At 45.1% G+C, this 15,094-nt stretch carries 8 protein-coding genes; all 8 read right to left on the bottom strand.

Features of this window, described 5'->3' with window-relative positions:
* Nucleotide 1 precedes the first annotated feature (1 nt).
* On the bottom strand, nt 2–3,394 hold the full coding sequence (locus tag ACZ5R2_RS18495) for an STY4851/ECs_5259 family protein (RefSeq protein ID WP_464903132.1): 3,393 nt from the start codon (nt 3,392–3,394) through the stop codon (nt 2–4).
* Nucleotides 3,395–3,451: 57 nt separating this feature from the next.
* On the bottom strand, nt 3,452–3,790 hold the full coding sequence (locus ACZ5R2_RS18490) for a hypothetical protein (RefSeq protein WP_464903133.1): 339 nt from the start codon (nt 3,788–3,790) through the stop codon (nt 3,452–3,454).
* Between the two features lie 53 nt (nt 3,791–3,843).
* A complete protein-coding gene (locus tag ACZ5R2_RS18485; protein ID WP_464903134.1) occupies nt 3,844–5,259 on the bottom strand; it encodes an McrC family protein in 1,416 nt (471 codons plus the stop codon).
* Nucleotides 5,260–5,261: 2 nt separating this feature from the next.
* Complete coding sequence (locus ACZ5R2_RS18480) at nt 5,262–7,151, bottom strand: McrB family protein (RefSeq protein ID WP_464903135.1); 1,890 nt, start codon at nt 7,149–7,151, stop codon at nt 5,262–5,264.
* Nucleotides 7,152–7,202: 51 nt separating this feature from the next.
* Nucleotides 7,203–8,549 carry a restriction endonuclease subunit S gene (locus ACZ5R2_RS18475; RefSeq protein ID WP_464903136.1) on the bottom strand — a complete coding sequence of 449 codons (1,347 nt, stop codon included), beginning with the start codon at nt 8,547–8,549 and terminating at the stop codon, nt 7,203–7,205.
* Complete coding sequence (locus ACZ5R2_RS18470; RefSeq protein WP_464903137.1) at nt 8,549–10,159, bottom strand: N-6 DNA methylase; 1,611 nt, start codon at nt 10,157–10,159, stop codon at nt 8,549–8,551. The genes ACZ5R2_RS18475 and ACZ5R2_RS18470 overlap by 1 nt, the downstream gene beginning before the upstream one ends.
* 178 nt (nt 10,160–10,337) lie before the next feature.
* Nucleotides 10,338–13,901, bottom strand: coding sequence for a type I restriction-modification system endonuclease (hsdR, locus tag ACZ5R2_RS18465; protein WP_464903138.1), 3,564 nt, complete (start codon nt 13,899–13,901; stop codon nt 10,338–10,340).
* Nucleotides 13,902–13,913: 12 nt separating this feature from the next.
* Nucleotides 13,914–15,062, bottom strand: coding sequence for a CRISPR-associated ring nuclease Csm6 (gene csm6 / locus ACZ5R2_RS18460; RefSeq protein ID WP_464903139.1), 1,149 nt, complete (start codon nt 15,060–15,062; stop codon nt 13,914–13,916).
* Between the last annotated feature and the right edge of the window lie 32 nt (nt 15,063–15,094).

Raw genomic sequence — 15,094 nt, 5'->3', positions numbered from 1 at the left:
ACTAAACGTTGAGCAAACCAATAATTAATTTCTGTGTCAGATTAAACGCTTCATCGAAGTAGGTTTCATCAAACCTGCGATACTCCCGCATCGCATGAACCACCTCAGCGGTCATTCGTAAGTCAGCATGTCCAGCCGTCGCCAATGCAAGCAGGACGGGAGCGTTCATTACATTGTTTTTAAATGAGTAATCACCAGCGAGACAAAGTTCTACGATCTGTGTGTGTACTCTTTGTATTACCTGCCCAAACACATCGTTCGCGTTATGGCATGGCCATTCATTTTCACACTTCCGCTGTGCCAATTGACCACGTATGGCTCGCAGTTGAGCGGTATAATCGCCGACCTCTATAAAGGACTTCTCTAAATTGAAAGCAATCTTGACGCCGAATAACTGTATGAGCGAAGAAAGGCTAGGAAAGAACGATTCTAATTCCGATAGCTTTTTCATAATCCTATCTTGAACCAGCTCTTCCATGCCCTCTCCACCTAGCCTTTCCAGTAAGTACTCATAGTAGGCTCGAACTACTTTAATGGACTGCTGAATATCGAGTGAAGCCCACAACAAAGGAAACTGCTTATCCATCTTCCATACAGCTTCGATTTCTGACTTGTTAGCCTGCAGTAGCAACGCAAGCATGAATTCAGGTTGCTGAGAGGCTCCGCGCCATAGATCAAAGGTCGTCAAAGGTACTTGATTGAAAGCTAATAATGTTCGAACGTACTTCCACTCAACCGATGAGTAGTCAGCGGCTAACTCTTTTGCTGCATGACTGAAGGCTTTGATGCGATCGATGTTCCGACTAATGCCAGCAGCAGCTTCAAAAGCACCTTTGGGGGCCGGAAGAAGTTGTAGATCTTTCGTCCACATAACAGGTCGAATGCCAAATTTAGGTTCGTTGCAGTAAACCAACCAAGCGCCCGGCTCGAGCTCTTCATCAGGCATATGCCAACAATAGCGTTCTGAATCATCTACAGACTCTAGTTTCAGTGGAATAGGAGTCTGGTCTGGCTGCCCTAGGGGAATGGTAAACAAGTCTATAGCTGCGATGTTATCTAGGTGTGAGCTCGCCGCTGAGCTCAAAACTACATGGCTATTAGAGCGGTCTGGTAAGAGTGTAAATTGATATAGTGCGAGATCAACGGAAAAAACTTCGTGGCCATGATGCATGACTTCCATTTTTACTTTTGCATCTAGACTTGTCGAAAGTGCAAATAGAGATTGAACGCTAGAACGAAATGCGGAGAGTGATAAACCAGCAGACATATCATCGACCGAAGAGAGGACCGTTTTATAAAAGGCAGAACGAGCAAAGGCACCTCTGACGTCCTTAGCCCTCAACGAGAACTGAACCTCAATCTCACCGTCTAATCCACAACCGTATAACTCATAGCTACTCAAACTATCAACCAAGATCTCACTGTGGTTGTCGACTCTCTGTTGCTTAGCGTCAAGTAAACACACTCCCTTGCTAGGGAAAGGCAATCTCATTTCTATAGATTTAGGCTTATCTTGCCACCAGATTTCGAGATCTATGTATGCTGGCGGGTAAGTGCCATTGGCACTAAGTTCGAGAACTACTGCTTGCTCCGTTGAAGACACCTGCATTTTGACATGATCATGGTTGTCTTTTGCCAATGCTACCAAAGGGGGGCAACTGGTTGATATCACTACTCTGCCTTGGCTAAGATCCGTAGCAGGAATTAAATCAACTCGAAAATCACTCGGAACACTAGCAATTCGAAAGTGCTTGTTGGTACCTGACTGATTTGTGTATCGAACCTCACTTTTCCCCGCTGGTAGTGTCCTCAACGAAGACCATTGTTGCTTGTTCAGATCGTGCCACTGAACCGAGCTTTCCTGTATCGGAGTTCGAACACCTTGCTCATTCAGTTCGATAAGTTTTGGGGTGCCTATGAAGCATTTTTGTGGCGATGTTTGAAAGGGTAAAACGTCGCCTTGCCACACATACTCTTTGAGTTGAACCCTCTCACCTCCAAGTACGATGTGATACTGACCGACATTGTATCGACCAGCCTCTCGAAGCAATGTAAGCTGGCGATCATCTTGCAAAGCAGAGCTGTCTATAACCTCGCATTGCTCTGAAGCCTGTTCGACAACATATCCTTGTTGAGTCGCAATGATTGCCTTGCTGGCCTCACAGATAACGTCCCCTGCGCCCGCGAACACCCATTGTTCTTCTTTCTCGATGAATACCCAAGGTTCTTTATCAGATGCCGAGCTGCCTCCAATTACAGGAGCAAACCACGTCTCGCCTTGATCATCTCTAGCCATCAACTCTATTTCACAGCTAAACCAATCTGCAGGCAGCTGACTTTCAAGTACATCAACTAAGTATCTATCCGGGGTATTTTTGGGGCGAAAGGCCTTCGCCACAAGAAGCGGTTTTTTGCCTACAGCGAAAAGACTGAAACGTTCAGGTAAGCTCGCCATGTTAAATAGCTGCTGAATGTAGAGTGTGTTGACGCGAGATCGCAACGTTAGTTCTAACGAGCAAACGTAGTTTACTTCAACCTCACCTAAATCATCGACCGTAAAAGCATGCCTATTGTGCTGTGGCTTTAACGAGCGAAGTAATCGAATCGTTTCCGGCATCTTACGCTGGACAACAATCGCTTTACCTAACGCCCTATCTAACAAACTCTTAGCGACCGTATGCTCTATGTTGAGTGGCAGCCTATCTACCCAGTTGGGCTCAACGACGTCAAGATACATTAAGGGATCTTCCTGCTTACCTAGGTCATGCTGATCTGCCAAAGAAAAAATCGCTTCAGCGATCTTACCGACCACTGAGTAAACTGCATCGTTTCTAAATGAAGACGCAATATGATGATCATGTGCTTTTGCTATCGTCAATGAATCAGGCTTTGATAATGTGTATTTATCAAAGTCTTGGATCACCTGCTCAAAGTAATAGGCGAGTTTACTGTTCGAATCGGTCACCAACTGCAGCGGCAGTCCCCCTTCAACAGCAACTGTTCCCAGAAACATATGACCTTGCGCATTCATTAGAATTGGCCTTCGCCAGTAGCGACAGCCAGCAGCTACCATACGACTTCTCTGCGCCGGAGAAAGCTCTGACTCATGAAGACCTAAAGCGCCAAAAACAGGCTCCCAACTCCAATGTCCACCTGAAAACTTCCTGCGCCACCACTCAGAGGCAAATAACACAAAGGCCCCCGACCATTCAGAACTTATAGCCGTCGGAACGTAACTGGCTATGCTATTGCTCCGTAAGCTGTTTAACAGTGATTGTTCCAACAGTTCAAACTCATTATCGCTGAGCTTATAGCTATAAAGTGGTTGTCCCGTCACTTTGTCTAAACCTCTAAAAGACAAAATTGACTGAATACAGTGTCTGAATGTGTTCATATTGTCCCTACCTAACTGACGTTATTATTACTTTTCTAATTGATTAAAATAGAGCCGTTACTCCGGCAACAAATACCCTAAAAACGCATCAATATGTTTTTGGGTCTGTACCTTAACTTTAAGCGCCGACTCCCCTCGCGTTAGACCTGGTGTGCTGTATGTGTTGCTGTGACGACCTTTGTCTTCGGGGTAACGCGTTGTTGGGATCTCTGGTAATGTCACATCACCAAATGGTTCAGGTAGCCAGACATTGGCATACGACCCATCTTTTGGCGTATCGACCTCAATCACGATGCCGAAATGGCTTGTGATATGCCATGCATTTACCTTTTTAGTGACGCGTGCTGGCTCACCAAATTCGAGTAAAAGCCTGTCTAATAGTCTGTCTCTAATCATTAGCGGTTCATTCTTATTATAATTCTGAGCATTACAATAGCTCAGAGCTTAACTCACAAATGCAGGGGCTTACTCTTCATAAGCTTGTGAAATGGGTGATAGTCTCGGGTAATCAATCGACTAAGTCCGCCCTGCTCTATTTCAAACGGGACAACCCACAACCGTAGGTCTTTAGTAAACTCAAATGAGAACTCTATCGGCTCTTGGAATCCATCATGTCGTGGGTAAATCAGCACAAGATCACCCGCTCCATCTTGATAATTCTGCCCGTAGGCCAGCATTTGATAGAAATCAGACTGAGCCAAGCCGTAATTTTTAGCTTGGATATCAATCAACTTCCATTTCGTATCCAGCACCAGTTTTATTCCCTCTGAACTTGTACCTTCACGGTGAGTGATAAGCAAATCAGGTCTTAACTGGAACTGGCGGCGATTTTGATGTTGAACCAAATACTCACTGGTCGTTTGGGTATGCAGTTTTGCTTCGGGTATCAGTTGCTCGTTTAGCACTGAGGCAACGTAGCTTTCGAACACTGATTCCATTGGAAACAGTAACGATTGTGCGTTCGATGTGCCTTTCATACTCAGCGGGGAAAAACCTTCGAGAATCAAACGAGCCCAAGCCAAAGGCGCTTGGTAATAGCTCATACTTCGGTCCAATTTCACTCGCGCAAAATCTTGTTTCGCATTAAGACTTGCGGGTACCTCATCGAAAGCAAAGTCGAGTTCTCGCAATAAACGCTGGTTAACATTGGCTCTGGTGTACGAGGCAACCTTTTTTAAGGCAGCCCTAATTAGACGGTTCGCAGGTCGGTCTTGAAGATACTCGTCATACTCAACAAAGAACTTATGCTTGTTCACCACATTGTGACGAAGCTGCTTAGACACTTTGAGCTTGCCCTTTTGAAACGCTAAATTGTCCTCACAGCGCACATAATCACTTCGCAAACCACGTTTGACCAGTTGATTTACACTATCCAAAAACTGCTTAATAAATACTTCAAGGAGCGGCATCTTAAGCGTATCGACGCTGGCAGAATCGGTGGCTAGGTGCCTAAACTCGCCCAGATGTCTGAGCATCATTAACAATTTGCTTCGTGACTCAGTAACACCCAGTTCAAAGTCTTCCGCCGTTTTGGCTATTTTGGGCAATACCTCTATATGCTGGCCATGTGGCGTAAAAATGACACCAACGTAGTTCTTTACTTGCAGAACCTTGTAGCCAAAACGAGTTCTCAATTGCAGAAACTGCGATACGTTACTGTTTCTCTCCTCGGGCTCATACTGGCTGGCACTTTGCTGATTGAAAAAAAGCGACTCGAGGTATTCAAATGAACGTTCGGAGACATGGCACAAGCCGAACTGAATCGCAGCATCTTTGTCACTACAAAGAAAACCAAACTCAAAGACAACAGGATGCCCGCTCGCTACCCCGTTGCCATTGTGCAATGATCTGTTGCTAGCGCCCATGATTAATCACCCGACGCTTGACCCAACGAATAGATCCCAATGTAGGCAGAAGGGTTATCCCAAACACTATCGGTTTTATCTTTTAGTGTGAATTTCTGTTGTTCCTCGCCGTACTGGTTTAAGCCATGATTATGGCCAAACAGTGTTCCCAACGCAGTAGTGGTTAGCTTTTGTTCAGAAATAAACTGCAAGTCCTCTAATTGGGCATTCTCGGCTTTCTGGTTGTCCGCTAGCACCAAGCGGATCTTGTTCCAATCTTCAAAGAAATACTCTTCGAGCAAAGGGATGATTTTATTTTGAAAGACCGACTTCAACACGATAAAGGCCTGATTATCATCACCTTGCTTAACACATTCCTTCACTGGCATAAAGAACGCATGTCCTAAGGTGTGTTCACGGTCGTAAAGCACTTCAATGCGTTGATTTAGAGTTTCTAGCAACTTCTCTAAATCAATGCCTTTGACCACAACGTTACTTAACAAGCTAGGCGTTGGCATCATCTCGACAAACTCGAAACGGCGTCGCAATGCGGTATCCATCATAGCCAGAGATCGGTCAGCGGTGTTCATCGTACCGATAAGATAAAGATTGTCAGGTACCGAAAATTGATCTCCTGAATAAGGTAGTGTCAATGTGATAGCTTCACTTTGCCCAAAACGCTTCGAAGGCTCCAATAAAGTGATTAGTTCACCGAAAATTTTCGAGATATTTCCGCGATTTATTTCGTCAATAATGAGAACATAGTTGGGTTTGTCGTGCGTGCTGGGTTTGAATTTTTGTTTTAAGTACTCCCCAATAGCTCGCACATAAGAGTAGTTGTGAGTATTGTCGTTCTCAGCCTCACCTCCTAAGTAACGCGAGACGTCTGCGTATCGTGCATCTTGCCGAGTCTGTGTTGATTGGGGGGTAATATCGAAGCTCTTGCGATTTGAACTGCTATCCACAGAACATAAAAACTCGTGATTATTCTTAGTGGTCAGCTCTATTGGTTCAATGCTTACTTGGTCTATGAACGTTTCCAGTAACCCTTTGGCTTCATTACTAGCTGCGCGACATGCCTTTTTGAAGATACCATCTTCGACACGATAAGATACTTGGTTGTCTTCGGTTGTATTAGCTCGTAGACCCTCTACAAACTCCTCATAGCCATAGCTTTGATGGAAAGTGACAAAGCGGATACGTTTAGCATCACAGAGTTGTTGGTATTTTTTCTGCAGCGCAGCACGTTGCTCCGTAGTTGCACCGACCTTCTGATCGATATTCAGCCCAAGGTAAAACTCTGGATCTGCGGCTTTTACTGCTGCTTCAATAGTGTGGTAGGTTTTACCTGTACCAGGGGGGCCATAGAGGATTTGATTTAAAGGAACATGAGAAACTTGTTCTTGAGGTTGCAGAACTACCTGTTCATCCCGATCATCTTGTTCAACCATACGTTGGGTTATCTCCTGTAAAGAAAGTCCGTAGAAAGGTCGCAGTATTTGCTCTTCGAAGTCGGCAAATTGTTCTCTAGGAACTCTATAAATTGTCCCGTTGTAATTAGGTGTCCAGCCTCGCTTAAAGCGTGAATCATAAGCAATGGGCTTGGGAAGCTCACAGACTATCTGATAGCTCCGAACTAACCACCCTTCATCTAGCGGCGAGTCATCGCAATCGATCACACCGCTAGTGACTCTAACGAGAGATTTAACATCACCACTTCTTGACAGACTCACCAACGAGCCAATAGATAACCCATCAGAAAATGCACTACCTTGCGACTTTTTAGTATCTTGATGAACCGTTAGATAGCAGTTTTGATCGAGCCACTGAGATTGTTGCTCAGATATATCGTTGGCGCCATGAGACACCTTCCAGATTGAAAAAGGAAATGTAGGACTAGTTACTTTACTCATACCGATACTCATAAAAAAGCACGCTGTTCAGCGTGCTAATACATTTATAAATTAGTTATTTTCAGCAGCCTTTTTCGCTGCACGCTTTTTCGCGTTCTCTGCTTTTTTAGCGGCCTTAGCGAGCGCTTCGGCCTCTTTGCGGGCTTCGGCGATGCGCTCTAAAAGCTTGTCTGCGGGCTCATCGTTTGGATCTTGTGGTACCAGTTCGCCGCGGAATGCTTTTGCTAGAATGCTTTGGGTTAGGTTATCTACCCTCGCCTGTGCTTTTTTCACTTGTGCTTCTATGGTGTCAGCGAAAGCGAAGTACTGGTCGACTAGACGAACAATTTCTTTTTGCTCCTCTATCTTGGGCAACGGTAGTACACAGCCTTTTACATCAGTTTGATTTATGCTTGCTTGATTGACTGCGAGTTTTGCATTCTTCCTAAGCTCTTTTAGACCGGAAATGCTTCTTAGAAAAATAGTTACAAAGGCAGGTAAGGCTTTCTCTGTATCAATTGACATACGCATAATATTGCTTTCGAAAACCGCGTTTTCTGGTAACTCCCTTACTAAAGCACACTTGCCCAGATATTCGATACTATTTACACGATTAACTAATACATCATCAATACCAACACTGTATTTGGCAATTTCTTGTTCTTCTAGTTCTACACGCTTAATTGCTTCCCAGTTGACTAACTCGCCATCATAAAAGCTATCTATTCGAAAAATTTTTGTACCATTGCCGTAAAAACGAGATGGCTTATATAGCCCGTTTTGTGGGCCATCCTTCAATAGCTCACCTAATTCTACATATTCACCGAAAGACTTGATCCCACGCCACTCTTCCGTCAACTTCCCCGACACCGCAGAAGCGAGTACCGATTGGCGGAAGCGTTTTAGCAAATCGGGGATACCGTCTAGACGGGCTTTGATGGTGTCGACCTGTGCCAATACCTCGTCGAGTTTTTCGACGATGCGTTTTTGTTCGGCTAGTGGGGCCAGTGGGTACGGAATGCTCTCTAGATTCTTTTTCGTAAGCTTCGGTTGAGCGGAGCCTGTAACCCACGACTCTAAAGAAAGAGAATTGAAGAACTTTTCAAGATACTGGTTTGGGCTACCAGCAATACACCTTAATGTATGAGCATGATTGTTGACCCAGTATTTCCCGTCGGCAATAAATGCTAAAGGTTTTGACTTAGACAGAAGATTTGCTCCGTCTTCACCAATAAGAACATACTCACCTTCGTGGGTGTAGTTATTTAGGTAATCTATAACCCCAGTGGCACCATAGTAAGGGAAGCTACCTTGACAATTAGCGCGCTCTTTTAATGATATAGGTTTCCTCAGACCATTTTCAATCAAGCAAGCTTCACCGATTGTGCTAGTCACCCAACCTTTCGGCAATACACTCATTACTCTGCCTCCGGCTTTTCTTCCAAACCAAAAGCTTCCTCGAGCAACTGTTTCTGTGCCTCAGCTTCATCATTCGCACCCAACGATTGCATTAATTGGTAAATTTCAGACATTGCTTCGGTCAGCTCAGCCATCGCTTCTCCTGCTAGCACTTCTGGCTCTGGTAAGTTTTCTGCGCTGGTGGCTTCTAGGTCTTTTAGCCATGAGATATCTAGGCTGTCGCCTTTTTGGTCGCGAACATATTCACGGCTGAACTTGCGGAAACGCGCATTTTCGAGGCTATTTTCCTTGTGCGCTTTCTCGCTTAGGCTCTCTGAGGTTTCTCCTTCTGCAAACACATTGCCTAACGTCTCATATACACGTTCAACACGATCAGATTGACCATTCGCATCGCTACCGTAGGCGTTTACAAATGCATCAAAATGTTTGTCCGTTAATGGGCGGCGTTTACCAAAGGTGTTCATATTGGTTCGCATATCAAATACCCAAGTCTCCTTGGTGCAACCTTTGTCCTGAGCTGGATTCTCTGGTGTGCCTTTTTGGAAAAACAGCACATTGGTCTTCACGCCTTGCGCGTAGAAGATGCCAGTTGGCAGGCGTAGGATGGTGTGTAGGTTACATTTGTCCATCAAGTCACGACGGATTTCTGTACCTTTACCGCCTTCAAACAAGACATTATCTGGAATAACAACGGCTGCGCGACCACCTGGCTCCAGCGCATCGTAGATATGCTGCATAAAACAAAGCTGTTTGTTACCTGTTGGGTGAACAAAGGTGCGAGTAATGTTGGTACTTGCGGCACTACCGAATGGAGGGTTAGTCAAAATTACATTGGCTTTTGGCAAGCTTTCACCCGCACTGCCTAGTGTGTTACCAAGGCGAATTGCCCCTTCATCTTCATCGCCCTCGATGTCATGTAGCAAGCAGTTCATAAGAGCAAGACGACGGGTCTCTGGCACCAGTTCCAAACCCACAAAGGCTTTGGTCATTTGGAATTCTTGGTCATCATCATCGAGGTCATCGAGATCGTTGGTTTGCGCCTTGATGTATTTATCGGCTTCAATCAAAAAGCCTGCGGTGCCCGCTGCTGGATCTTGAATGATTTCACGCGGCTGCGGCTGCATAAGCTTAACGATGGTGCTGATAAGCGAACGCGGCGTAAAGTACTGACCAGCACCTGATTTGGTCTCGTTCGCGTTCTTTTGCAGTAGACCTTCATACATGTCACCAAAGTCATCGCGGCTCTTGCCCTTATCGCCTTCGAACCACTCTAGGCTATCCATATTGTCCACCAGCTCGGTAAGCTGCGCTGGCTGCGTAATGGTGGTGTTGACGTTTTGGAAAATAGCACGAACAATGGCGTGATCATCAGCGCCCAACTGTACCAGCATATTGCGGTAGAACTGGTGTTGGTCTTGACCGATTTTTGCTTTCAGATCCGCCCAACGATAACCCTCTGGTAACAGGTCATCTTCCTGACCCGTTTCTTCACACATTTTAAGAAACAGCAGGGATGCCAGTTCGTTAACGTAGTTTTGGTATGACACCCCACCATCACGTAAGTTGTCACAGAGTTTCCAGAGTTTGGCGACGAGATCGTTGTTGTTCATAATAGGTCTCTTGATTAATGCAACACCTTCATTGGTGATGCGAAGGCGCGGTTACGGCGCGCCTTTTTACATTTGCTCAGGAGTTCTCACTGTCAGCAACGAATATCTATTCACTTGTTAAACGCTGACAACGAACCCCGTTATTATGGGTAGACGGAATGAAGTGGATTTTACGTGACTACGCCGGTTCATCCCACATGTATTCGTTGAATTGAGTGAGTATGCTGTCTAAATCATCATTAAAGACTTTCATAAGCTTGCGTTTTCCACCTTTGCGCTTGTAGTTGCCGGTTTTAAAGGTGTCATCATCGAGTATGACCTTGTCTTTGATGGATTGTGCCAACCTATCGAGCCATGTTAGCTGCTCTGTATTCCAATCATTGGCTGATTTTATTCTCTCTAGAGCAAGCTCAACACGCTTTTCAAACGGCAGTAGCGCATCCCCGATAGAGGCACGTCGAATATGACCGATAAGCTTAGCGGCAATATCGTGGTTCTTAGCGGCTTTCCATGCGCTGCGTAGATTCGCTTCGTTGAAGTCTTGTGCATCGAACCACTCTTGCAACTCAATCAAGCCTTTGCGAGTTAGGTCTCGTGGACGATTAATAATGGCGTCCAACGCTTCCTGTTGGTTGACTGAAACATCCACAAGCTTGTCAAACGCTTCTAGAAAGTCTTCTGGATTATCAAAGTCCCCATACGCCTGGGTTACCTCAACCACTTCATCGTGAATATCGGTAAAGATTGGCATGTCTCGCATAGCGTTAATGTCGTTTTTAAGCTGCTCTAAACGACCTACCAAATTCGGTACTTTGTTGAAGATTTCAGCTGACCATTTTGGTCCCTTGGATTTGAGTGTTTTTGCAAGGCTTGCAAAGTCGCATCCTGCTGCATTGTTACAGACTTCATCAAAACGCTTCACTTGAGATTCTATCTCTTTCGAGCGGTCGCGGTTAAATTGCGCGTGGCTAATAATGCGCTGCATTTTCGCCACTAACTGATCAAAGCTATGCTCGGCAAAGCTGCGTCCATCAGCTTCTTTGGTTTTGTATGTTTCGGAGTCGGTGATCTCGTTAACCAACGTTTGCAGCTCAACTTGTGGACGAACGACCACTGGTCGCATGGTGTCGACACTTTGCAGTGTCGAATACAAATCCACGGCGTCAAAAATACGGAATGAGCTTTTACCGACTGCAGGACATAAGCGCGTTGCTCGGCCTTTCATCTGCTCATAAAGAATTCGGCTGCGTACTTTTCGCATGAATACTAGGTTACAGATACTCGGGATATCTACCCCTGTCGTCAGCAAATCAACGGTGACCACGATGTTAGGTAGTCGCTCTTTTTTGTAGCGAGTGATCATTGATTGGACTTTGTTGGCGTCCTTGTCGGCATCGCCTGTGATCTTGATGATCGCGTCATGTTCAAGGTCTGGATATTTCGCCTTAAACGCGATGCGAAGTTCTTCAACTACCGTATCTGCATGAGTGTTGTTGACACAAAATACCAATGTCTTTTGGGCACTTGTTGGATCGATATGCTGTACTAACTCCTCACACACAACCTTATTGAAGTTTGAAGCAATAAGGTTGCGGTTAAAGTCTGCGACTTCAAACCCTTGCTCATCCTCTAATGTGTCGTTAATGAGTTCGCCTTGATTAGACAGACGCACAACCTCTGCCCCTCTTGATAAGTAGACACCTTCTTCACTCAATTTGGTCTTGATTTTGATTGGCGGCTCTTGGTCGCATAAGTAACCATCAATGACCGCTCTTCTATAGCTATAGCGGTAAACCGGCTTTTTCTGAGTGTCACCCAGCGTGCCACCACCAAAGATATCAATGGTATGCAGTGCTGGAGTCGCCGTAAGTGCAATTTTAACCGCATCAAAGTGGTCGATAATACGGCGATAAGAAGAGATAAAATCGAGCTGATTACGGAACTTCAGTTCCCCTTCGGTCTGCTCTTTATCGAGGATGTATCCACGGTGCGCCTCATCAACAATAATGCAGTCATAACGGCCAACTGGCATCACTTCATCGCTTTGAAGTGTTCGTTTAACCAACGACTGTACTGTTGCTACATGAATTTTGGTGCTGTCTTCTGGGAAGCGGTCCGTTAATCCTTTGATGTTAAAGATAGCGTTAAAGGTATAACCTTTGATATCGGTATCTTCAAACGAATCCAATGCTTGCTTGCCCAATGACGTTCTGTCGACTAAGAACAACACGCGTTTAAAACGCTTTGATTGGATAAGACGATACATAAGGGCGATAGCTGTGCGAGTCTTACCGGTACCTGTTGCCATAGCAAGTAAGATATCCTGCTGTCCTGCGATAATCGCTTTCTCGACCGCTTGCACCGCTTCTTCTTGGTAGTATCGTAAACCAAGATCGTTCATGTCGGCGTTGTCGGCAAACCATCGGTTTTGGAGCTGTATATCATTCTCCAATTTGGCGACGAGCTCTTCTGGGCGGTGCCATTCTGGCAACGCCTTTGGCATATTGGTGTCATGTCTTACGTCTCGATACCAAATGCCGCTTTTTGTCTTCATCGCAGCTCGGTAGTCACGACCATTGGCGGAGAAACAGAATGGAATTTTGTAGCTTTCGTTTCCACTGGCGTCAGACCACGTAGGAGCATAACTCGGGAAGGTTTCCGCAATTTGGTGCAGCATTTCATCATCGTTAGCTGCAAGTTCTAACTCCTGCTTTAGAAAAGCCGAATCAAGGTACTTGCTGTAGCGATAAGCTTCATTGAGCTTCGCGGAGACATCACTGTTCGCTTTTTTGGCTTCCACCACACCAATGGGGCGTAGTCCAACAAATAGAACGTAATCTGCAAACCCTGTTTTCCCTGTCTCATCTTTACCAGTTGGCCACTCTGCGATGGCGATATTGCGACCTACCTGGGGACGAGTTCCATTAGCAAACGTGAGCATTTTGCTGTCGGCATCCCAACCCGCTTTACGAAGTTGAGAGTCAATTAAAAAACGGGTTTCAGCTTCACTTAGCTCTAGACTTCGAGATGCCGCTTCTTTGGTGATTTGCTGCTTGTAAGCCTTACGCTCGCTCTCTGTCTTCTTGGACAGCTCCAGCTCTTTTTCTTTTAGTTTTGCTTCTAAAGCTGTAATTCGAGCTTGAGACTGCTCTTGAGTTTCCTCTTGTTTACTCTCTAAAACGGAAATGTAACCGTTGAGTGACGTGAGCTTCGCTTGTTGTGCTTCCAACTCTACTTTGGTTAGGGTCTCGGCTTGGCGTACTCTTTCGTTCGCACTGGCAAGCTCTGCTTTTAATGACAAAACTTCTTGCTCGAAAGCTGGGCTGTTATCGGAGGTTGGTAATTCAAACTGTGGAACGGGAAAGTCGTACTGCTTAGTAACGAGTCTGTAGTACCAAATTGCAACTCTAAACGCTAGGCGCAAACACATCTCTGCGTCTTGCAGATCGTTATGATATTCATGAACGGCCTTGTTGCCGATTTTTCGAAGCTTATGGAAGACGCTCAGTATGCTGTCATCAACAAAAGGGATTTTGCCTAATTCACGTAGGAGGTCGTTTTGATTTTCAGGGATCTCAATATCGAGCAATTTTGCTAGGTGCTTTGCCGTCGACTCTCCGAAAATTCTGAGTTTTACCAGAGTTGTGTTCGGGTCATCCGTATAATTTTTTTCTGCTGCACGAGCGATAGCAAATAGAAAATCGTTAACGCCTTTCAGGAACTCAAAGTTAGATTTGGTCATAGTATCTTTCCTTTAACCCTCTGATTCACAATGCTTGTTAATGACAGACACTTCGATATCTGGACGACAAAGTGCAACAGAATAACGCTGGTTTACGCCTTCAGAAATCGACGTTACCTCCAACATACCTGCTGTTTGAGTTGGTAAGGCTTTTTTAAGCTTGCGATTGATGGTCGAACAAATGGGCTGCAGGAAGTCTTTGTTCATACCAGATAATGATGAGTAATCGCTCTCTGAAAAATCTTCTGGTGTGGTGCCAAAGGTGCTAAACACCCTTGGGTCACTTGCAAACTGGCGGTAAGTGTTTAGAAAGTCGATGCTGTGCTTTTGTTGATCTTCAAAATATCGATCAACAAGCAGCCCCTCAGTACCTTTGTCTAAAAGCCAAAGATAGAACGCCAGCTCTTTGGCTGTCAGTGAAACATCTATACCTAATGTGGAAATCAATTTGGATGAGCCATCGATGGTAACGGACAGCTCTCCCTCTCGAGAGGAGTTCAACATGCCTACCGTTTGACTAAAAGAAAGATTAGCCATAGTGGATAGCACTGTTGGGTCTACGGCATTTCTCATCCTAACAAATGGAATTTCTGCCAATGTTACCGTCGCCCGACTTACATCGACTTCACCTTGGCCATTTTTACCCGTAACCCACTTTTGATTCTTGGTCGGATACCAAAAATCTCTAACAAATTCGTAAGCATCATCGACAAACACGTGACTCAATGTGTCCTGAGAACGCCCGAACATGGACATCGCATAACCAAAATAGAATGCCATGGTTTTTCGTCCACCAGCTAGCGACGCATGAATTGCCGTATGGTCATCTTGAGTTAACTCAAACACTTTTTTGGTAATGAAGTCAGCCATAAAGGTTTGGTCTTCGATGGATTTGGCATCGTCGATATACTCGCCTTTATCATTTTCTATCAACCAAACATGGCTTTCATTAAAGGTGAACTCTGGCAGTTGATACTCGCTTTTGAGTGCTTCTAGATGACCATCTCGAATTAAGCCATTGAGCAAAACATCTTTACTGCTTTGTGTGGTGATGACATACACTTCATCTGGAAATGGTCGACCGCTCTTTGCTATGGCAAAGAGTGTTTCTGTTAAGACTTGGGGGCTAGTTCCTGTGGTTGAAAGAAGGATATTTTTCATTCTATTCTTTGTTTTTTAGTCGGTTACATCGA

This window comes from Vibrio sabulosilitoris (assembly GCF_055391395.1).
Note: the sequence above shows the minus strand (reverse complement) of the source record. Positions and strands in the feature narration are given on the sequence as shown.